Below are 19,746 nucleotides of genomic sequence, written 5' to 3'. Positions count from 1 at the left end.
CCGAAAGGCCCCCATGTTCCTCGCCCTGCGCGAACTACTCCACGCGCGCTCCCGATTCGCCCTGATGGGTTCGGTCGTAGCCCTCATCAGCGTCCTGATGGTCCTCCTCGCCGGGCTCTCGTCCGGTCTGGTCAACGACGGCGTCTCCGGCCTGCAGCGGATGCCCGTCCAGGCCGTCGCCTTCGCCCCCGAGACCAAGACCGACTCCGCCTTCACCCGCTCGGTGGTCGGCCCCGACCAGGTCGAGGCCTGGGCGGCCCGGCCCGACGTCGAGGTGGCCACCCCGATGGGGCTGTCCATCATCAACGCCAAGAACTCCGCCGGCACCCCGGTGGATCTCACCCTCATCGGCGCGGACACCGCCAGCCCGCTCGTGCCCGCCGCGGCCGAGGGGCGGATCCCGGCCGCGGACGGCGAGATCCTCGTCAGCTCCACCGCCGCCGAGAACGTCTCCATCGGCGATACCGTCACCGTCGACCGGCTGGAGATCCCGCTCACCGTGGTGGGGATCGCTGCCGACCAGCACACCTTCGGGCACGTCGACATGGCCTACACCACCCTCACCACCTGGCAGGACGTCAACTCGGGAACCCGCTTCGGCGAGGAGCCCCGGGCCGGCGCCCGCGACGAGTACAGCGTGGTGGCCCTGGCCGGCGTGGACGGCGAGGTACCCGACCTCGCCGCAGGTGACGCCGCCGCCGACACGTCGGCACGCACCATGGACGAGGCGTACAACGCCTCGCCCGGCTACCAGGCCGAGACCATGACCATGTCCATGATCACCTGGTTCCTCTACGCGATCTCCGCCCTTGTCGTGGGCGCCTTCTTCGCGATCCTCACCGTCCAGCGGTCCCGCGAGATCGCGGTGCTGCGGGCCATGGGCGCCTCCACCGGCAAGCTGCTCGTCGACGCGGTCGGCCAGGCGTTCATCCTCCTGGTGGCCTCCATCGGCATCGGCGTGGCGATCGGCGTGGGCGTGGGGTCGTTCCTCGTGGGTACCGGGATGCCGTTCGCCCTCGAGGCCGGCCCGATCGCCCTGGGCGCCGCCCTCCTGCTGCTGCTCGGCCTCAGCGGCGCCACGCTCGCCACGGTCCGCATCAGCTCCGTCGACCCGCACAGCGCACTGGGAGAGAACCGATGACCACCTCCGCACCCACCCCCGACACCGCCACCCCCGGCCTGCGGATGAGCGGCGTCGAGCTCGCCTTTCAGGACGGCGACCAGACCCTCTACGCCCTCGCGGGGATCCACCTCGAGGTGGCCCGCGGTGAAGTCCTCGCCGTGGTCGGCCCCTCCGGGGCCGGCAAGTCCAGCCTGCTCGCCGTGGCGGGCGGACTCGCGACCCCCACCGCCGGCACCGTCGAGGTGGGCGGCCGGGACATCGGCGGCCTGGGCCGCCGCGAACTCACCCGGTTCCGGCGCGACCACGTCGGCTTCGTCTTCCAGTCCGGCAACCTCGTGCCCGCCCTCACCGCCCGCGACCAGCTGCGTCTGGTCGGTCACCTCGGTGGCGACCGCTCGCGTCTGCGCGACCCGGACGCTCTGCTCAACGCGGTCGGACTGTCCCACCGTGCACGGCGAAAGCCGGCCACCCTGTCCGGCGGCGAGCGTCAGCGCGTCGGGATCGCCCGCGCGCTGATGGCCCACCCGGACCTGCTGCTCGTCGACGAGCCCACCGCGGCTCTCGACCGCAGGAACAGCCACGACGTGGCCCGCCTGCTCGCCGAGGAGACCCACGAACACGGCGTCGCCACGGTACTGGTCACCCACGACCACGAGATCCTCGAGCACTGCGACCGCGTCCTCGAGATGGTCGACGGCGGACTCCGGCCCGTATCATCATCCGTCTGACCGACCGTTCCAGCCGGAGGACACCATCCCACGAATAGACGCCCCCACCGTGGGCGAACACCGGGACGCGCGGCGTCGGGCCCTGCTCGACGCCGCGCGGGCGATGCTGTCCGACTCTCCCGGCACACCGCCGGACATCGCCGAGCTCACCTCCCGCGCGGGGATGACGCGCTCGAGTTTCTACACCTACTTCCCGTCCCGCGGGGAACTGATCGTGGCCGTCGCGGAGGAGCTCATGCCCCGCTGGATCGCCGCCGTCACCGACGCCGTCCGCAGGACCGACGGCGGACGCGGCGGCGTCCTGGCGTTCATCCGCGCGACGCTCGACCGGGTGGCCGCCGGCGACCACGCCGTCCTCACCGCGCTCGCGGCCCAACTACCCGACGGCCCGGCGCGGGACCGGCTCCACGGGATGCACGGTGAGATGACCGCGCCTCTGCGCGACGCCCTGGAGCACGCCTCCACTGCCGACGCCAGCCTGACCACCGACCTCGTGATGGCGATGGTGTTCAAGGCCTCCGAGCTGGTCGAGGCCGGGCGCCCGGTGGACGAGGTGTTCCGCGCCGTCGAGTCCCTCATACTCGTCCCCGAATAGGGCCCGGTTCCTCCCTCGCCCGGGCCCGCCGCCGGCGTTACGGTGGGGCCAGCCGACATCGGAGGCGAGGAGGACGTCATGACGGGCGACGGCGACGGCGGACCGCGGCTGCTGAGCGGCGGCAACCCGCAGATCCCCAAGGGCGAGGGCCCCGGTCCGGTCCGCGACTACATCGCGGCGATGCCGGAGTGGAAGCAGGCGATCGGACAGCACCTCGACGACCTGATCGTGCAGACCGTCCCGGACGTGCACAAGGGCGTCAAGTGGAACCAACCCCTCTACGGCCACGAGGGCGCCGGGTGGTTCCTGTCCTTCCGGTGCTTCACGCACTACGTGCAGGTGCAGTTCTACCGGGGGACCTCGCTCGACCCGATGCCGCCGAAGGGCTCCAGGCATCCGGAGATGCGGTACTTCGACATCCGCCGCGACGACGAGTTGGACGACGACCTGCTGCGCTCGTGGATCGAGCAGGCCAGCCGGTTACCCGGCCAGGACCTCTGACGGCGGGGCCGCGGGGGCGATCACCCACCCGGTCGTCATCTGGCCGACGAAGGCCGGCAACCGCGCGAGGATCCGGTTCTGCTCGGCCCGGGGCCGGAACTCGACGCCGAGGTAGCGCGGGGCCTCGGTGGCCCGGTCCCGCACCAGCGACCGGAACGCCGGCACCAGATCCTGCTCGATGTAGTCCCACCGGGGCTCGCGGTCGGCCCAGTTGAACCCGGGCAGCGGAGTGTGCACGACCGTCTGGCGCCCGCCCACGTCGGCGCGGACGGTCAGCGGCCGGAACTCACCGAGCGCGGAGGCGCCCGGGATGTCGGGCGCGCCACCGATGGTGGTGATGTAGGTCAGCACCCGCCCGACGTCGCCGCGAGCGGCGGCGGTCGCGTCCCACTGGTCGGCGATGATCTGGTTCTGCTCCCGCGAGGCCATCCGCATCAGCGCCTCGGAGCGGCCCTCCGGGGTGCCGCTGTCGAGCTGCCGCCACGCCTCGACCACGTAGTCGTCGTAGGCACCGCTCGCCGCGAGCTCCTCGATCGCGGGCATCCCCTCCGCGGCGTACGCCTCGTGCATCGGGACCATGTCCATGAAGATGTTGCGCTGCATGATCAGGAGCCGGTGCAGGTACCAGTCGACGTCAGCCTGCCGCAGCGTCGGCCCGACGGTGGCCAGCAGACGCACGTCGGCCGGCATGTCCTGCGCCAGTTCCCACGGCATCCCGGCGAGCGCGCCGCCGACCCCCGCGCCCAGCTCGTGCACCCCGGGGACGCTGAGCAGGCCACCCACGTCGTCGAGGTCCCAGAATCCGGCGGCGAAGGACATCCCGGCGAGCCCGGCCATACCGGTCCACCAGAAGCCGTCGTGGGAGTTGTGGAGCCGCAGGTAGTTGACGTACACCTTGTCGACCGTGTCGAGGTTGGCCTCGAGTCCGCGCGCGGGATCCCACGCGCCGAGGTCGATGCCGGCGTTCTCGGCGCCCACGGCCAGCCAGTACTGCCGCGTGAGGGTGCCGTAGCGTTCGGGCGCCACCCCGGCCGCGCGCGCGGACTCCAACGCGGCCCGTAGCTCGTCGGGATCGGTGGGCAACGCGGTCGCGAATCCACCTGGCCGCTCGCCGTGCGGGTTGTCCGCGGCGATGTCGAGATAGGAGATGTCGAGATCGCGGGTGTACGGCTGCGCGCCGACGGGGGCGGGTGACGCGACCGCCGCCAGGGCGACCACCACGGCCACGACGACGGCGGCGACCCGGTGACGTGGCGCTACATCTGGCTGAGTCGGCACAACCCTCCCCCACTCCCGATGTGATCCAGCTCACTCTATCTCGGGAACCGCACCGCGAGGGGCGTCACGTCCGGGGCGGCGCCGCCTCCGGCGACCCCACTGTGCGCCGGCCCACCCCCCGTGCCACAATGAACGGTGTTCAGGTCGCCCCGCGGCCGCAGCATCACCAAGGAGTGTCATGAGCATGTCGATCGACTCGGCACCGGCCCGCAGCGCGACCCGGGACCTCGCCCAGATCGCGGTGTTCGCCGCCCTCATCGTGGTGCTCGGGCTGCCCGGCCAGATCAGCATCGGCTCGGCGGGCGTGCCCATCACCCTGCAGACCCTCGGCGTGATGCTCGCGGGGTCACTGCTCGGCTGGCGCAAGGGCGCCCTGTCGGTGCTCGCGGTGATGATCATCGGCCTGGCACTGCCGGTACTCGCGGGTGGCCGCACCACCCTGACCTCGCTGGCCGGCCCCACGGCGGGCTTCCTCATCGGCTGGATCCCCGCGGTGATCGTGATCGGCCTGCTGACGGCGTGGGTCCTGCCGCGCTACCGCGTGCTGCCGGGGCTGCTCATCAACATCGTCGGCGGCATCGGGGTGATCTACGCGGTGGGCGTGGCCGGGATGCTCCTCCGCACCGAGCTCACCGTCACGGGCGCGATCGCCGCCAACACGGTCTTCCTGCCCGGCGACCTGCTCAAGGCGGTGGTCACCGCGGTCGTGGCGGCGCAGGTGCACCGCGCGCGTCCCGGGCTGATCGCCCCGCTGCGCGGGCAGCGTTCCACGGCAGCGTGACCAGCTCGAACGACCCGGGCCCGCGCGGCGCAGAGATCCGCTTCGACGGAGTCGGTCACGCCTACGGTGACCGGCCCGTCCTCGCGGACGTCGACCTCACCCTCACCGAGCGCCGCATCGGCATCGTCGGCGTCAACGGCGGCGGCAAGTCGACGTTGGCGCGCATGATCAACGGACTGGTCGTCCCCACGTCGGGCACCGTGACGGTCGACGGTCTGGACACCCGCCGCAAGGGCGCGCAGGTCCGTCGCCGGGTGGGCTTCTGCTTCACCGATCCGGACACCCAGATCGTCATGCCCACCGTGGCGGAGGACGTGGACTTCTCCCTGCGGCGCTCCGGGATGGGCAAGGAGGAACGACGACGACGAGTCGCCCAGGTGCTCGAGACGTTCGGCCTCGCCGGGCATGCCGGTCATCCGTGCCATCTCCTGTCCGGGGGGCAGAAGCAGTTGCTCGCGCTGGCGGCCGTGCTGGTGATCGAACCCTCGGTCATCGTGGCCGATGAGCCCACGACTCTCCTCGACCTGCGCAATCGCCAGTTGGTGGCGGAGACGTTCGCCGCTCTCGAGCAGCAGCTGGTCGTGGTCACGCACGACCTGGACCTGGTCGCCGATTTCGATCGCATACTGGTGGTCGACGGCGGCCGCGTGGTGATCGACGACTCCCCCGGGCCCGCGCTGGCCGGCTACCGGCGCATCGCGCTGGAGCGCTGACGTGTTCGCGACGTACATCCCCGGGAACTCGCTGCTGCACCGCCTTCCCGCCGGGCTGAAGATCCTGCTGGTGTGCGTGCTCGTCCTGGCCGCGACCCTGCTGATCCGCGAGCCGTGGCACGTCCTCCCCGCCCTGGCCCTGACCGCGGTGCTGTACGCGATCGGTCGCATCCGCCCGCGCGCGGCGTGGGATCAGGTCCGGCCGGTCCTGCCGATGCTGATCACCATCCTCGTGCTGCAGTGGATCGTCGCCGACCTCGACACCGCCCTACGGGTGTGCGGTGCGCTGCTGGTGGCCATCGCGGTGGCAGGCCTCGTCGCGCTGACGACCCGCATCTCCGACATGCTCGACGCGGTCACGCGCGCCGCCGGCCCCCTGCGCCACGTCGGTGTCTCGCCGGATCGCATCGCACTGGTGCTCGTGCTGACGATCCGTGCGATCCCGCTCATCGCCCGCCGGCTTCGGCAGGTCACCGAGGCCCGCAAGGCTCGCGGCCTGGGAATGTCGATCCGCGCGCTCGTGGTGCCCACCGTCCTCGGCGCGCTCACCACGGCCGACCAGCTCGGGGACGCCCTGGCCGCGCGCGGCGTCGACGACTGAGCCGGGCCACCCGCCACCGCCCGCTGTGAGCGGCGCCACTCCCGGCTCCGGATCGCTGGGTATCGTGGCGGCATGTCCCGAGACACCCGGAACACCGACCGCGGCGCGACGCCCCCGGCCGAGACGGACCGCACGGAGGGCGCCGGCGACACCGACGACACCCACGACACCGGAGCAGGCGCCGCGCTCGTGCCGCGGACGGCGGAGTCGACGCGGGTCGCGCTCCGCGACGCCCCGATCTCCAGCCTGGTGGGCACGGCGTTCGGCGCGGTCGCGGCGGTGGCGCGACTGGCCCGACCCAAGGCCCTGCACCCGAAGGGGATCACGGCGAGGGCGACCCTGAGCGTCACCGGCGTGGGTCGTACCGGGTCGCCGCTGCTGGACATCACGGGCCGGTGGCCGGCGACGATCCGCGTCTCCCGCGCGGTGGGCCTGCCGGACGCCGTGCCGGACATCGGCGGCATGGCCGTGCGCATCCACGCCGAGCGCCCCGTCGACATCCTGCTGGCCAGCACGGGCACGGGACCGCTGAGCCGCTACGTCCTCACGGCGGGGTGGCGCACGACCGGCCGCACGATGACCTCCATGTTCCCCGTGCTCATCGCGGGCCGACCACTCCTGCTGGCCGCGATCCCGGGCGCCGACGGCGGGACGTGGACGCTGCAGCACGCGACGCCGCTCGGCCGGTGGCGGACGCTGGGTCGCCTCACGGTGGACTCGTGGGAGAACGACGACGAGGGCCTGCACTTCGACCCCGTCGGTAACCGTCTCCCGGGATCGCGTTATCCGCGGCTCCTCCGGGCGCTGCGGGACCCGTCGTACCCGCCGCCGGACAACTCCTAGTCGCCCGCGGGTGCGGCGCGGGTCAGCACTCCGCGGCGCCGCGCCTCCAGTAGCCCATGAACGCCACGGCCTCCTTGGGGATCCCGGCGGCGTCCACGGCCAGACGGCGCATCGCCCGGACCAGGCTCGCCTCCCCGGCGAGGAAGACGTACGGGTCGCCGGCGGAGACGGCGGTCGCCGGCTGCCACTCGCGCTCGGCGGGTCGACGCCCGCCGAGGACCGTCTGCACGCACTCGTCACCCAGGTCCAACACGCCGGCCAGGTGCCGCGCGACCGCGACGCCGGGGTCGCCCGCGCGGGGGATCACGGTGACGAAGTCGGGGGCGCCGTGGGCGAGCGCCGCCGCGTCGCCGGGGGTGGGGACCTCGATGACGATCCGCACCTCCCGCCGGACGGCGGCACCGGCCGCGCCCTGCTCCTCGGCGAGCTCGTCGGCGATCGCCAGCAGCGCCGGCGCGGCGGTCTCGTCGCCCGCGCACACGATGCGCGCGGCCTGCCCGGGCGCCCAGGCCGCCCACGGCGCGTGGCCGCGTCCGGGACCGGCGATGTGGACGATCTCACCCGGACCCACGGTCCGCGCCCACGCCGAGCCCGGCCCCTCCTCGTCGCCGGGGTGGACCACCATGTCCACGGTGAGGGCCGGCACGGCCTCGCCGTCCAGCTCGACGGTGTCGGCGCGGCGCACGGTGTAGGTGCGCATCCACCCGCGCTCCGCCTCGGGCAGGGCGAGCCAGTCGCGGATCCCGTCGGCGTCGGGGATCACCCCGCCCCCGCCGGGCGGGGGCACGATGAGCTTGATGTAGCAGTCGCGGACCGTGCCCGGGTCCACGACGTCCGCGGACCACCGGTGCAGCTCGGGGCCGGCCACCACGAGGCGGACGAACGAGTCCCCGAGCGCGCGGGCCTCGAGGACCCGGGTCTGCGAGACGACGATCGGTGTCTCTACGGCGATGGCGGTCATGTGGTCCCCTTCCGTCGTCCCCGCGGAAGCACCACGGGGTGGCCGGTGGCCGGGTCGGTGATGATGTCGGCGTCCAGGTCGAACACGCGACGCAGTGTCTCGGTGGTGATCACCTCGTCGGGCGGGCCCGCGGCGACGACGCCGCCCTCGGCCACGGCCACCAGGTGGTCGGCCACGCGCGCGGCCAGGCTGAGTTCGTGCAGCACCGCCACGACCGTCCGTCGGCCCGTGCCCTCTCCTGCGCTCCCGCCGTGGCCCGAGGGCAGCGGCAGGTCGTGCACGAGGTCCAACACGTCGAGCTGGTGCGCGAGGTCGAGGAACGAGCAGGGCTCGTCGAGCAGCAGGGTGGGCGTCGCCTGCGCGAGCACGAGCGCGATCCACACGCGCTGCCGCTGACCGCCGGACAGCTCGTCGACCCGCCGGTGGGCGAATTCGGCGGTGCCGGTCATGGTCAACGCCTCCGCGACGGCGGTGTCGTCGTCGCCCCCTCCCCACCATCGACGGTGCGGGTGGCGGCCACGGGCGACCAGCTCGGCGACGGTCAGTCCCTCGGGGACGAGGGGTGACTGGGGCAGGAACGCGACCGACCGCGCGTGCTCGCGGGCCTTCACCGAGGCGACGTCCCGCCCGCCGGTCTCGATGCTCCCGGACTGGGGCCGCAGCTGCCGGCCCAGCGCGCGCAGGATGGTGGACTTGCCGCACCCGTTGGCGCCGATGAACACGGTGGTCCGGCCAGCGGGGATCTCGAGGTCGAGGTCGCGGATCACCGGGTCGGCGCCATAGCCCAGGGTGAGGCCGCGCAGGCGGAAGGCCGGTTCGGACGCGGGCTCCGGCTCCACGGGGAGGGAGCGACGCACGGGCGCGACGGGCGGATGGATGATCATCAGGCCACCTTTCTCGAACGCAGGAGGATCCACAGCATGGCGGGGGCACCCAGGGCGCCGGTCACCACGCCGGTGGGCAGGTCGACGGTGCCCAGCGCCTCGGAGGCGACGATGTCCGCGGCCACCACGATCACCGCGCCCGTGAGCGCGGCGGCCCCGATGCCGGGGCGGCCCCGTCCGAGCGCGGCGGCGACGGGCGTCGCGAGAAGGGCGACGAACGCGAGGGGGCCGGCCACGGCGGTCGCGGCGGCGGCGAGCAGGCTCCCCACGCCGAGGGCGGCGGCGCGGGTGGGGACGGGACGGGCGCCCAGGCCCACCGCGAGCTCGGGCCCCAGCTCGGCGGGCCGCAGGGCCGTGTGCAGCCACGCGGCGGCCGGCAGCAGCACCGCGAGCGCCACGGAGAGCCACGCGATCCGCTGACCCGACGCCCCGGACAGGGAGCCGACGGTCCACACCGCGGCCTCCTGGGCGCCCGTCAACGGCAGCCGGGCGATGAGCTGGGTGACCACGGCGGTGGCCAGGGCCGCGACGGCGACACCGCCGATGAGGAAGCGCTGGCCGACGATCCCGGTGTGCCGACCCGCGGCGGCCGCCAGGACGATCCCGAGCGCGACCGCGGACCCGATGAGCGCCGCGGGGATTATCGCCACCCCGCGCAGACCGAACAGCGCCATCCCGGCCACCGCGCCCGCGGACGCGCCCTGGGAGATGCCGAGGATGTCGGGGCTGGCCAGCGGATTGCCGAGCACGCGGCGGAACAGTGCGCCGGACGCGCCGAACGCCAGCCCGGCGAGCGCGCCGAGCACTGCGCGCGGCAGCTTGTCCTCCATGACGACGAACGTCGCGCCGGGGATGGAGGCGCCGCCGAGGATGGCGACGAAGTCCGGGATGGTCACCGTGTAGCGACCGAGCAGGACCCGCACCGCCATGACGGCGACCAGGGCGACGGCCAGGCCGACGACGACGAGGATCGCGTGTCGGCGGCGGTCCGCGGACAGCCGCCGGACCGTCCGTTCGGTCTCGGCGTGCGCGGCGGGGCGGTCGAGCAGGGCGGTGCTCACGAGGTCGACACCCCCCGGTTGGCGCGCAGCAGGACGATGAGGAACGGCACGCCGATCGCCACGGTCATCACGCCCACGGCGATCTCCCCGGGCGGGGCGATGACGCGGCCGAGGGTGTCGGCGAACAACAGGACGGCGGGCCCCACCAGCACGGACAGCCCCAGGACGACCCGGTTGCCGACCCCGACCAGGCGGCGCAGCAGGTGCGGCACGAGAAGGCCGAGGAACGCGATGGGGCCGGCGAGCGCGGTGGCGACCCCCGACAGGATGACGACCCCGCCCAGGACGACCGCGCGTCCGGCGACGGGCCCCACGCCGAGGCCGCGGGCCATGTCGTCGCCCAGGGCGAGCGCGTCGAGCGCGGCGGCGCCGGCGAGGACCAGGACGAGGCCGAGCAGCAGGAACGGCACGGCGGCGCCGATCTCGGCGGCGCCGGACCGGGCAACCGAGCCCAGGCCCCAGAAGCGGAACCTGTCGAGCACCCCGGGCAGCGCGATGACCAGGGACGACGTGACCGCGGTGCAGCCGGCGGTGACGGCGGCGCCGGCGAGGACGAGCCCGGTGCCGGAGTCGGCGCCGAGCCGGCCGGCACCCACGACGACGAGGCCGGCCACGAGCGCACCGATCACGGCGAACAGCGCGACGACGGACGGGCCGGCGGTCGGCGTGAACGCCAGGCCCAGCACCACACCGAGGGCGGCGCCGGCGGTGAGCCCGAGCAGGCCCGGGTCGCCGAGCGGGTTACGGGTGGCGCCCTGCAGCCCGGCGCCGGCGACGGCCAACGCGGCCCCGACGAGGACCGCGGTGATGGTCCGGGGCACGCGCGCGGCCACGACGACCTCGTCCATCCCCGCACCGGAGCCCGGCGCCACGACGACGGCGAGGTCTCCGGCGAGCAGCTGCCCGGGCAGCGCCCCGAGTACCGACCACACGACGGCCGGGTCCACTGTGCGGGCGCCCACGAACAGCGACGCGGCGATCCCCGCGACGAGCAGCACCGACGACGCCACCGCGCCGATCACGACACGGTGGCGTCCGGGGGCGCTCGGCACGACCGGCCCGCCCGCCGTGGGGGCGGGCGCGATCGTGGCCGTCGCGGGGCTGGTCACGGACCTCAGGCCTGCTCTGCGGCCGCGAGGATGTCGGGGACGACGTTCTCCAGGGCCCACGGCAGGCTCAGCGGGGAGGACGCGGAGATCGACAGCACCTGCTGCTCGTCGGTCTGGACGACCATGCGGCCGGCCTCGACCGCGGGGATGCGGCCGAGCAGCGGGTCGGACTCGATGGCCTGCCGGACGTCGGGCGACGTGGCGTAGGTGACGAGGATGTCGGAGGCGAGCTCGTCGGCGCGCTCGGGTGACCAGGTCACGGCGAACTGGTCGGGCGAACCGCTGGAGGCCTCCGCGACGGCCGGGGCCTGGACCATCCCGAGCTGGGTGAGGAAGCGCGGGCGGTTGTCCACGTCGGTGAACGCGTAGATCTTCTCGGCGGCCGCGGGATCGACGGTGGCCCAGACGAAAGTCGTGCCCTCGATGCCCGGGTTGTCCTGCGCGACCTGCTCGATCTGCCCCTCGACGTCGGCGATGAGCTCCTCGGCGGCGTCGCTGCGGCCGAGCGCCTCACCGATGAGACGGGTCGAGTCCTGCCAGGCGGTCCCGAACGCGACGTCGCCCTCGGGCATCGCGATGGTGGGGGCGATCTTGGAGAGGGTCTCGTACTCCTCGGCGGTCATGCCCGAGTACGCGCCCAGGATGAGGTCCGGCTCGAGGGCGGCGATCGCCTCGGTGTTGATGCCGTCGGTCTCGGAGTACAGCTCGGGCATCTCGCCGCCCACCGCCTCGAGTTCGGCGTCGAACCAGTCGGTGGAGCCGTTGGCGTTGGCGCCGAACGAGTTGCGGGGCATGCCCACCGGGACGACGCCCAGGGCGAGCGCGACGTCGGCGTTGACCCAGGAGATCGTCGCGACCCGCTGCGGCGGCTCGGTGATCTCGGTCTCGCCGTACGCGTGGGTGATGGTGCGCGGGAACTCGCCCTGCCGCTCGACACCGGTCGTGTCGGCCGTCTCGCCGCCGCCGTCGACGGAGCCCGTCGAACACCCGGCGAGGAGCGCCAGGAGCGCGATGATCGCGGTGAGAACCACGGCCACCGCACCGGTCCGGGAGCGGGATCCGCCGGACTCCGCGGGATCGAGTCGGGAACGTGCCGGTGCGGTCATGTGGTCTCCGTCTACGTGTGGTCGCCGGTCAAGGGTCGACGTGGCCGATTTAGGCTTGGCTAACCTGAGCAGGCGCCACAGTAGAGGTGACCGGGGCCATAACGCAAGGCTCCGACGAAAAAATTCCACATCCGTTGTGCCAGAACGTGATTCATATCACCCAACGGTTGTTTAGGTAAGCCTAACCTGCTTAGCGTGCCCCGGTACCGATTACCCCCGAGTAGGCCGGAGCACTTGTGAACGATCCATTGTTGACCAGCGACAACCGGGAGGCCCACGCCGCGGCCCTGGCGGCGGCGACCGCCGAGGTCAGCCGGTACCTCGACGGTCGGACCACGCCGCGGTCCTCCGCGTCCCCGTCGGCGCTCGCGGCCCAGACCGCGGCGGTCGACCTGTCGGCGCCGCTCGGCACGCTCGACAAGGCGCTCGAGGAGGTCCGGGAGCTCTACCTCGACCACGCCGTGGGGTATCACCACCCGCGCTACCTCGCGCACCTCAACTGCCCCATCACCATCCCCGCCGTCGCGGCCGAGGCCCTGGCGACCTCGGTGAACACGGCGGTCGAGACCTGGGACCAGGGCACGTCCGCGTGCCTCATCGAGCAGAAGCTCATCGACTGGGTCACCGCGCTCATCGGCTTCGAGCCGGCCGGGCCCGCCGCGAGGACGCCTCGTCCCGACGGGGTGTTCACCACCGGCGGCACCGCGTCCAACCTCCAGGGTCTGTTCACCGCCCGGGAGGACCGGCTCAGCCGACCGGCACCGGGCCGCGACGACGCGGGCGACCGCTGCGCCCGCCTGCCGGGCCTGAGAATCGTCACCGGCGAGCACGCCCACCTCAGCGTGGTCAAGGCCGCCCGACTGCTCGGCCTGGCCCCGGACGCGGTGATGACGCTGCCCGGTGTCGGCGACCGTATGGACCCGGCCACCCTCGACCGTACCCTGGCGGCGCTGGCGGACGCCGGGCACGAGGTCGCGGCCGTCGTCGCCCTGGCCGGCACCACCGATCACGGGGCGATCGACCCGCTGCGCGCGGTCGGCGAGGTGTGCCGGCGCCACGACGTGTGGATGCACGTCGACGCCGCGTACGGGGGCGGGCTGCTGGTCTCCCCCACCCGCCGCGGGCTGCTCGACGGGATCGAGCTCGCCGACTCGGTGACCGTCGACTTCCACAAGACGTTCTTCCTCCCGGTCGCCGCCTCCGCCCTGCTGCTGCGTGACGGCGCCGGTTTCCGGCACTCCACGGTGAGCGCCGACTACCTCAACCCCGCCGACGGCGACGACCACGCGGTGGACAAGTCGCTGCAGACCACCCGCCGCTTCGACGCGCTCAAGTTGTGGATGACCCTGCGGGTGATCGGCGCGGACGGGATCGGTCGCCTGCTGGACGACGCGATCGACGTCGCGGCCCGCATCGGCCGCACCGTCGAGGCCGACGCCGAGCTCGAGCTGGTCCGCGTCCCGGCCCTGTCGACGGTGCTGTTCCGCCCCCGCCCGGCCGGCGCGGACGGCCGGCCGGTCTCCGACGACGAGTCCGACGCGCTGGTGCGCCCCATCCGGGACGCGCTGTTCGCGGAGGGACGCTCGCTGGTGGCGGCGACCGTGGTCGACGGCCGGCCGTGCCTCAAGCTCACCGTCCTCGACCCGAACCTGGCCGATGACGACGTGGCCGCCGTCCTGTCCGACGTGCGCGGCGCCGCGCGCTACCTCGCGCAGGGGATGCGGGAGGCCACGACCGCGGGGGTGCTGACGTGACGGGAGAGATCCACGACCTGCTGGGGGTGGGCATCGGTCCGTTCAACCTGGGCCTGGCCTGCCTCGCCGAACCACTCGACCTGGACGCCGTCTTCCTCGACGCCCGCGACGGCTTCGCCTGGCACCACGGGCTCATGTTCGAGGACGCCACCATCCAGGTGCCGTTCCTGGCCGACCTGGTCACACTCGCCGACCCGACCTCGCCGTATTCCTTCCTGGCCTATCTCAAGCAGATCGGCCGCCTGTACCCCTTCTACATCCGTGAAGACTTCCAGCCGTTGCGCGCCGAGTACGACGCCTACTGCCGGTGGGCCTCCGAGCGGGTCGGCGGGCTGCGCTGGGGCCGCGAGGTGGTCGACGTCCGGCGGGAGGAGAGTCCAGGCGACGACGGCGACGACGCCCCCGTCTACCGGGTCACCGCCATCACCCGCGAGGGCACCGAGACCTACCGCGCGCGGCACCTGGTCCTGGGCGTCGGCACGACGCCGTGGGCGCCGATCGACCACGAGCCGCTGGACGGCGACGGGACGGTGGCGCTCCACGCGAGCGACTACCTGCACCGACGGGAGGAGCTGCTGTCGCTGGGGTCGGTGACCGTGGTGGGCAGTGGCCAGTCGGCCGCGGAGATCTATCACGACCTGCTCTCCGGCGCCGGGGCCGACGGCCCGCGCGTCGACTGGGTGACGCGCTCACCCCGGTTCTTCCCGATGGAGTACACCAAACTGACGTTGGAGATGACCTCCCCGGAGTACATCGACCATTTCCACGCCCTGCCCGCGGACCAGCGGGACCGGATGCTGCGGGAGCAGCGTTCGCTGTACAAGGGCATCAACGCCGAACTCATCAACGAGATCCACGATCTCCTCTACCGCCGATCGGTCCACGGACTGGGCAACGGTCTGCTCGCGGCCGCCACGACGCTCGACGGCGCCACCCGTGAGACCGCCCGGGGCAGCGCTGGGAGCACCGGAGGCGCGGGGAGCGCCGGCGGCGCCCTGCGACTGGAGCTGAGCTGCGCCGACACCGGGCGCCCGTGGTCGCACCACACCGACGGGCTGGTGCTGGCGACCGGCTACTCCCCCACGCCGCCGCGGTTCCTCACCGGCATCGCCGACGAGATCGACCGCGACGAGCGGGGCCGCTACCGGGTGGCCCGCGACCACACCGTCGACCGGGCGCACCGGACGGTCCACGTCCAGAACGCCGAGGAGCACACGCACGGTCTCACCGCCCCGGACCTGGGCATGGGGGCGATGCGCAACAGCATCATCCTGCGCTCCATCTGCGGGCGTGAGGTCTATCCGGTGGAGACGTCGATCGCCTTCCAACAGTTCGGTGCCCCGCCGCGCCCGGACACCCGACCCGCGCAGCACACGCCGACCGCACACCACAGCACGCCGGACACCCGGCACCAGGAGGCACGATGAGCCACGCCGACGCCACCACCTCTCCCACCTCGCGCCCCGGGCCCGCGCCAGTCAGCACGGTCGCGACCCCCGCCGGACTGGTCACGCTCGAGCCACTGGTCCTCGGCCCCGCCGACACGCTCCGCACCCTGCACGCCTGGCTGGACCACCCCGGCTCGGCCTACTGGGGCATGCGGGGCTCGACGCCGACGCAGGTCGGGGAGTTCCTCGCCGACTGGTCGTCGGACCCGCACCGGCGGGTGCTCATCGTCCGCATCGACGGCCTGCGGGTGGGCCTGGCCGTCTTCTACGACCCCGCCGCCGTCGAACTCGACGGCCGGTACCCGCACGAGCCGGGCGACCTGGGCATGCACCTGCTCGTCGCGCCGACCCGCACGCCGGTGCCGGGCACCACGGCGGCGGTCATGGGCGCGATCTGCGCGACCGCCTTCGCGCCGGCGACCCCCGATGCAGAGGCCGGCGGCGGCGTCGCGCTCCCGGTCCACGGGGGCGGGCCGGCCCGCCGGGTGGTGGTGGAGCCCGACATCCGGAACACCGCCGTGCACCGGCTCAACGCCCGCGCCGGCTTCCGCGAGGCGGGCCCCGTCGACCTGCCCGACAAGACGGCACTGCTCTCCTTCTGTACCGCCGACGCGTTCAGCGCGTCGGAGATCGGTGCGGAGACGCGGCTGATCTCGTCGTCGTCGTCGCCGTCGCCGTCGGGCACCCACACCGGCCCCACCGGTCCCACCCACGCCGGCCCCACCGGCCCGGTCGAGCACGCGCACCTCACCGGCCACGCCATGCGCCGCGCCCACCGGCACCTGTGCGCCAAGGCCCTCGCCGAGTTCTCCCACGAACGGCTCCTCGCGCCGCACCTCGACCCCACCACCGACACCTACACGGTCCGCGCGGGCCACGAGAGCTGGACGTTCCGGGCCCGGGTACTGCCGCTGGAGCACTGGGTGATCGACGAGGCGTCGCTGCGTCGCGAGGTCCACGGCATCCCGGCGGAGCCGGACGCGCAGGAGCTCGTGATCGCGCTCGCGCCGCAGCTGGGGATCCCCGAGTCGCTCATGGGCGTCTACCTCGAGGAGATCGCCGCGACACTCGGCTCGGCCGCGTTCTGCCTGCACCACCGCGACCGGCCCGCCCAGCAGCTCGCCGAGGCCGGCCTCCAGGAGGTCGAGGGCGCGATGACCGAGGGCCACCCCGGGTTCGTCGCCAACAACGGCCGCGTCGGGCTCGGCCTCACCGACCGGCACCACTTCACACCCGAGGCGCGCGCGACCGTGCGGCTCGTGTGGCTCGCCGCCCGGCGCGACCTCAGCCACCTGGCCACCGTCGCCGGCCTCGACGAGCGCGAGCACTACCGGCGCGAGTTCGGCCCCGAGACCCTGGAGCGGTGCGACGAGCACCTGCGCACGCTCGGCCTCGACCCCGCCGGGTACCGGATCCTGCCGGTCCACCCGTGGCAGTGGCAGCACGAGGTCGCCGTGGCGTTCGCTCCCGACCTCGCCCGCCGCGACCTCGTGTACCTCGGCGAATCGGAGGACGAGTACCGGCCGCAGCAGTCCGTTCGGACGTTCTTCGACGTCACCCGACCAGAGCGCGGCTACGTCAAGACCGCCCTGGCCGTGCAGAACATGGGCTTCACCCGCGGACTGTCGCCCAGGTACATGCGCGACACCCCGGCGGTCAACGACTGGGTCGCCGGCATCGTCGAGCGCGACCCCGTCCTGCAGGCGCTGGACTTCCAGGTCCTGCGGGAGGTCGCGGCCGTCGGCTACACCGGCGACGCCTACCACCGTGCGGCCGCCGCCGGCGTCTCCGACGAGGGACCGCACACCAAGATGATCGCCGCCCTGTGGCGCGAGAGCCCCGTGCCGCGACTGGCCCCGGGCGAGCGGGCGGTCACGCTGGCGTCGATGCTGCACGTGGACCTGCACGGGAGGGCCCTCGCCGTCGAACACCTCGAGCGTTCCGGCCTCGATGCCCACACGTGGCTCCGCGCGCTGCTCGACGCCTACGTCCTCCCCGTCGCGCGGTGCCTCCTCGCGCACGGCCTGGTGTTCATGCCGCACGGCGAGAACGTCATCCTCGTGCTGGGCCCCGACCACACGCCGCGCCGGGCGCTGTTCAAGGACATCGGCGAGGAGGTCGCGATGGTACGCGACCTGCCGCTGCCCGACGGCATCGAGCGCGTCCGGCACGTCGTGGACGCCGAGACCGCCGCCCTGAGCATCCAGACCGACGTGATGGACGGGGTGCTACGCCACCTCGCCGCGATCCTCGACACCGCCGGCGCGCTCGACGCGGAGGCGTTCTGGGACGAGACGCGCCGGTGCCTGGAGGTCCTGGCGCCGGGAGGCGGCGACGACGGCAGCGGCGAGGGCGAGGGCGACGGCAGCGGCGAGGGCGACGACGGCGAGGTGCACCGTCCCACCTGGGAGGCGCTGCTCGCCGAGCGGTTCAAGCACTCGTGCCTCAACCGACTGCAGCTGCGCAACACCAAGCAGATGGTGGACCTGACCGATCAGGCCGGGTCCCTGCAGTTCGCGGGCACCCTGGCCAATCCGCTCGTCCCGTCACCCGGCGAGCCGGCCGTGGTGGAACACGCTGACGCCCGCGCGGTGACGGTAGCGTCCACCGGGTAGACCGGCGGGATCTGTGGACGAGGGGGCGGCGTGAACGGACGGGAACTCCAGCGGTGCGCGGCGGGGCGGGCGCGCGAACTGCCCGCGACCACACTGGAGTTCCCGTTCGGCCCCGACGTCGACGTGTTCAAGGTGCGCGGGAAGGTGTTCATGTTCCACGCCGAGGTCGAGGGCGAGCCGTGCGTGACCCTCAAGGCCCTGCCCTCGGACTCGATGTCGCTACGCGACGCGCACGCCGACATCACGCCCGGGTACCACATGAACAAGCGTCACTGGATCACACTGCACCCCGGCGGCACCCTGACCGCCGGGATGGTGACCGAGCTCGTCACGGAGTCCTACCGGCTGGTCGTGGCCGGCCTCCCCCGGTCGCTACAGCCGGTCGAACCGCACGCGTTCGGCCGCGGCCAGCGGTCCTGACCGCGAGGTCGGGGCGGCAGCGGGGTCGGGGTGGCCGCGGCGCCGGGGTGGCCGCGCTCCGTGGGCGGGGACCGGCGGCGCCGGGCCGGCGGCGCCGGGGGCCGTACTCAGCCCGCGGGGGCCAGCGACGCCTCGGTCAGCGACCCGAGCCGCTCGCTCACCGAGCCGAGCCGCTCTCCCACGGATCCCTCCACCGACTCGGTCGCGGACGCCGTGTCGAGTTGATCCGCCAGTGACGTGCCCACCAACGGCACGCCGCCGAGGACCGCGTCGACCGATCCGGCGACGTCCCCGGCCAGCAGGGCGTCCGCGGACTTGGCAGCGGGGTTGAGGATGGAGCAGATCACGCCGACCGGGACCGGCAGCGGCGCGCCGACCGCGTTGGCCGCGAGCCCGGCCGCGGATCCGACGTTGCAGGCCACAGTGGCCGCGGAGCCCAGGGGGCCCGTGGTGTAACCCGGGAGCGATCCCGTCACCGATCCGGGCAACAGCTCACCGAACTCCCCCAGCGGTCCCGTCTCGCCGTCGGCGTCGTCGCCCGCGCCGGTCTCGGAACCGCCGACCGAACCGGTCCCGCCCGCGCCGTTCTCGTCTGCGCCGTTCTCGTCTGCGCCGTTCTCGTCTGCGCCGGACGATGATCCCGGGATGGAGCCGGTGTCGCCGGGAAGAGAACTCTGAGCGGAAGCCGTCCCTGCAGTGACGACCAGGAGTGCCGCGGCGACGGCGCCGACGTAGGCGATGGACTTGGACATGGTGAGCCTCCGAACTCTCGTGCGTCGGGCGGTCTCCCCCGATCGACTAATGAGGTTCCCATAGATCTCGCCTTAACGGGACCTCGTTATCTCGAGAGCACGCCGGCCAGGCATTTCTCACATTGCCCTTGTCGTGGCGAACACACGTGCGTAGAATAGAACACGTATTCGATACGATGTGCGGCCGGGGGGCTGCGCGGGCGAGGCGCACTAACAAGNTTTCTCACATTGCCCTTGTCGTGGCGAACACACGTGCGTAGAATAGAACACGTATTCGATACGATGTGCGGCCGGGGGGCTGCGCGGGCGAGGCGCACTAACAAGGGGGGTGGGGGCATGGCAGGTCAGACTGGCGAGGCAGCCGGTGGCTCCACCTCGGTGTTGGTGGCGTTGCGGGCGGCCGCGCACCAGGGGTGGGCGACGGAGAACCGCGCCGCCGCCGGGCGTCTGGTGGCGTGCTACCAGCTGCTGCA

At 73.3% G+C, this 19,746-nt stretch carries 19 protein-coding genes; 12 read left to right on the top strand and 7 right to left on the bottom strand.

Annotated elements, in window-relative coordinates:
• Nucleotides 1-13: 13 nt before the first annotated feature.
• From RWK90_RS16210 to RWK90_RS16195, 4 genes are all read left to right on the top strand, one after another.
• Nucleotides 14-1,141, top strand: a complete 1,128-nt coding sequence (locus RWK90_RS16210) for an ABC transporter permease (protein ID WP_314038657.1) — start codon at nt 14-16, stop codon at nt 1,139-1,141.
• On the top strand, nt 1,138-1,851 hold the full coding sequence (locus tag RWK90_RS16205) for an ABC transporter ATP-binding protein (protein WP_314038656.1): 714 nt from the start codon (nt 1,138-1,140) through the stop codon (nt 1,849-1,851). The genes RWK90_RS16210 and RWK90_RS16205 overlap by 4 nt, the downstream gene beginning before the upstream one ends.
• Before the next feature lie 49 nt (nt 1,852-1,900).
• Nucleotides 1,901-2,446: a TetR/AcrR family transcriptional regulator gene (locus tag RWK90_RS16200; RefSeq protein WP_314038655.1), complete on the top strand. Its 546-nt coding sequence runs from the start codon at nt 1,901-1,903 to the stop codon at nt 2,444-2,446.
• A gap of 78 nt (nt 2,447-2,524) precedes the next feature.
• The gene (locus RWK90_RS16195; protein WP_314038654.1) at nt 2,525-2,947 is read left to right on the top strand and encodes a DUF1801 domain-containing protein; all 423 of its coding nucleotides are present in this window, start codon (nt 2,525-2,527) and stop codon (nt 2,945-2,947) included.
• Here RWK90_RS16195 and RWK90_RS16190 read toward each other — a convergent pair.
• Entirely contained in the window at nt 2,927-4,225 is a 1,299-nt protein-coding gene (locus tag RWK90_RS16190) for a hypothetical protein (RefSeq protein WP_314038653.1), read from the bottom strand. The genes RWK90_RS16195 and RWK90_RS16190 overlap by 21 nt on opposite strands.
• 178 nt (nt 4,226-4,403) lie before the next feature.
• On the opposite strand from RWK90_RS16190, the gene RWK90_RS16185 reads away from it, so the two are divergent.
• From RWK90_RS16185 to RWK90_RS16170, 4 genes are all read left to right on the top strand, one after another.
• Nucleotides 4,404-5,006: a biotin transporter BioY gene (locus RWK90_RS16185; protein ID WP_314038652.1), complete on the top strand. Its 603-nt coding sequence runs from the start codon at nt 4,404-4,406 to the stop codon at nt 5,004-5,006.
• Nucleotides 5,003-5,719, top strand: a complete 717-nt coding sequence (locus RWK90_RS16180; protein WP_314038651.1) for an ABC transporter ATP-binding protein — start codon at nt 5,003-5,005, stop codon at nt 5,717-5,719. Before RWK90_RS16185 ends, RWK90_RS16180 begins: the two co-directional genes overlap by 4 nt.
• 1 nt (nt 5,720) lies before the next feature.
• On the top strand, nt 5,721-6,320 hold the full coding sequence (locus tag RWK90_RS16175) for an energy-coupling factor transporter transmembrane protein EcfT (protein ID WP_314038650.1): 600 nt from the start codon (nt 5,721-5,723) through the stop codon (nt 6,318-6,320).
• Between the two features lie 72 nt (nt 6,321-6,392).
• Complete coding sequence (locus tag RWK90_RS16170) at nt 6,393-7,163, top strand: phosphodiesterase (protein WP_314038649.1); 771 nt, start codon at nt 6,393-6,395, stop codon at nt 7,161-7,163.
• 22 nt (nt 7,164-7,185) lie between these two features.
• Here RWK90_RS16170 and RWK90_RS16165 read toward each other — a convergent pair whose 3' ends face one another.
• Genes RWK90_RS16165 through RWK90_RS16145 form a run of 5 tightly spaced genes read right to left on the bottom strand, consistent with a single transcriptional unit; the run spans nt 7,186 to nt 12,284 of the window.
• Nucleotides 7,186-8,124 carry a siderophore-interacting protein gene (locus tag RWK90_RS16165; protein ID WP_314038648.1) on the bottom strand — a complete coding sequence of 313 codons (939 nt, stop codon included), beginning with the start codon at nt 8,122-8,124 and terminating at the stop codon, nt 7,186-7,188.
• Nucleotides 8,121-9,008, bottom strand: a complete 888-nt coding sequence (locus RWK90_RS16160) for an ABC transporter ATP-binding protein (RefSeq protein ID WP_314038647.1) — start codon at nt 9,006-9,008, stop codon at nt 8,121-8,123. Before RWK90_RS16160 ends, RWK90_RS16165 begins: the two co-directional genes overlap by 4 nt.
• Entirely contained in the window at nt 9,008-10,069 is a 1,062-nt protein-coding gene (locus RWK90_RS16155; RefSeq protein ID WP_314038646.1) for an iron ABC transporter permease, read from the bottom strand. Before RWK90_RS16155 ends, RWK90_RS16160 begins: the two co-directional genes overlap by 1 nt.
• Complete coding sequence (locus tag RWK90_RS16150; RefSeq protein ID WP_314038645.1) at nt 10,066-11,178, bottom strand: iron ABC transporter permease; 1,113 nt, start codon at nt 11,176-11,178, stop codon at nt 10,066-10,068. The genes RWK90_RS16155 and RWK90_RS16150 overlap by 4 nt, the downstream gene beginning before the upstream one ends.
• A 5-nt stretch (nt 11,179-11,183) precedes the next feature.
• Entirely contained in the window at nt 11,184-12,284 is a 1,101-nt protein-coding gene (locus RWK90_RS16145; protein WP_314038644.1) for an iron-siderophore ABC transporter substrate-binding protein, read from the bottom strand.
• Nucleotides 12,285-12,535: 251 nt separating this feature from the next.
• Between RWK90_RS16145 and RWK90_RS16140 the strand changes: the two genes are divergently transcribed.
• The 4 genes from RWK90_RS16140 to RWK90_RS16125 are packed head-to-tail and all read left to right on the top strand — an operon-like array spanning nt 12,536 to nt 18,521.
• Nucleotides 12,536-14,038 carry a pyridoxal-dependent decarboxylase gene (locus RWK90_RS16140; RefSeq protein ID WP_314038643.1) on the top strand — a complete coding sequence of 501 codons (1,503 nt, stop codon included), beginning with the start codon at nt 12,536-12,538 and terminating at the stop codon, nt 14,036-14,038.
• A complete protein-coding gene (locus tag RWK90_RS16135; protein WP_314038642.1) occupies nt 14,035-15,465 on the top strand; it encodes a SidA/IucD/PvdA family monooxygenase in 1,431 nt (476 codons plus the stop codon). Before RWK90_RS16140 ends, RWK90_RS16135 begins: the two co-directional genes overlap by 4 nt.
• Nucleotides 15,462-18,101: a GNAT family N-acetyltransferase gene (locus RWK90_RS16130; protein WP_314038641.1), complete on the top strand. Its 2,640-nt coding sequence runs from the start codon at nt 15,462-15,464 to the stop codon at nt 18,099-18,101. Before RWK90_RS16135 ends, RWK90_RS16130 begins: the two co-directional genes overlap by 4 nt.
• A 30-nt stretch (nt 18,102-18,131) precedes the next feature.
• The gene (locus RWK90_RS16125; protein ID WP_314038640.1) at nt 18,132-18,521 is read left to right on the top strand and encodes an MmcQ/YjbR family DNA-binding protein; all 390 of its coding nucleotides are present in this window, start codon (nt 18,132-18,134) and stop codon (nt 18,519-18,521) included.
• A 107-nt stretch (nt 18,522-18,628) separates the two neighbouring features.
• On the opposite strand, the gene RWK90_RS16120 is transcribed toward RWK90_RS16125, so the two are convergent.
• Nucleotides 18,629-19,273 (bottom strand): hypothetical protein, encoded by a 645-nt coding sequence (locus RWK90_RS16120; RefSeq protein WP_314038639.1) that lies wholly within the window; start codon nt 19,271-19,273, stop codon nt 18,629-18,631.
• Nucleotides 19,274-19,746 lie beyond the last annotated feature (473 nt).

The organism is Dietzia sp. CH92, assembly GCF_032248695.1.
Classification (GTDB): domain Bacteria; phylum Actinomycetota; class Actinomycetes; order Mycobacteriales; family Mycobacteriaceae; genus Dietzia.
Note: the sequence above shows the minus strand (reverse complement) of the source record. Positions and strands in the feature narration are given on the sequence as shown.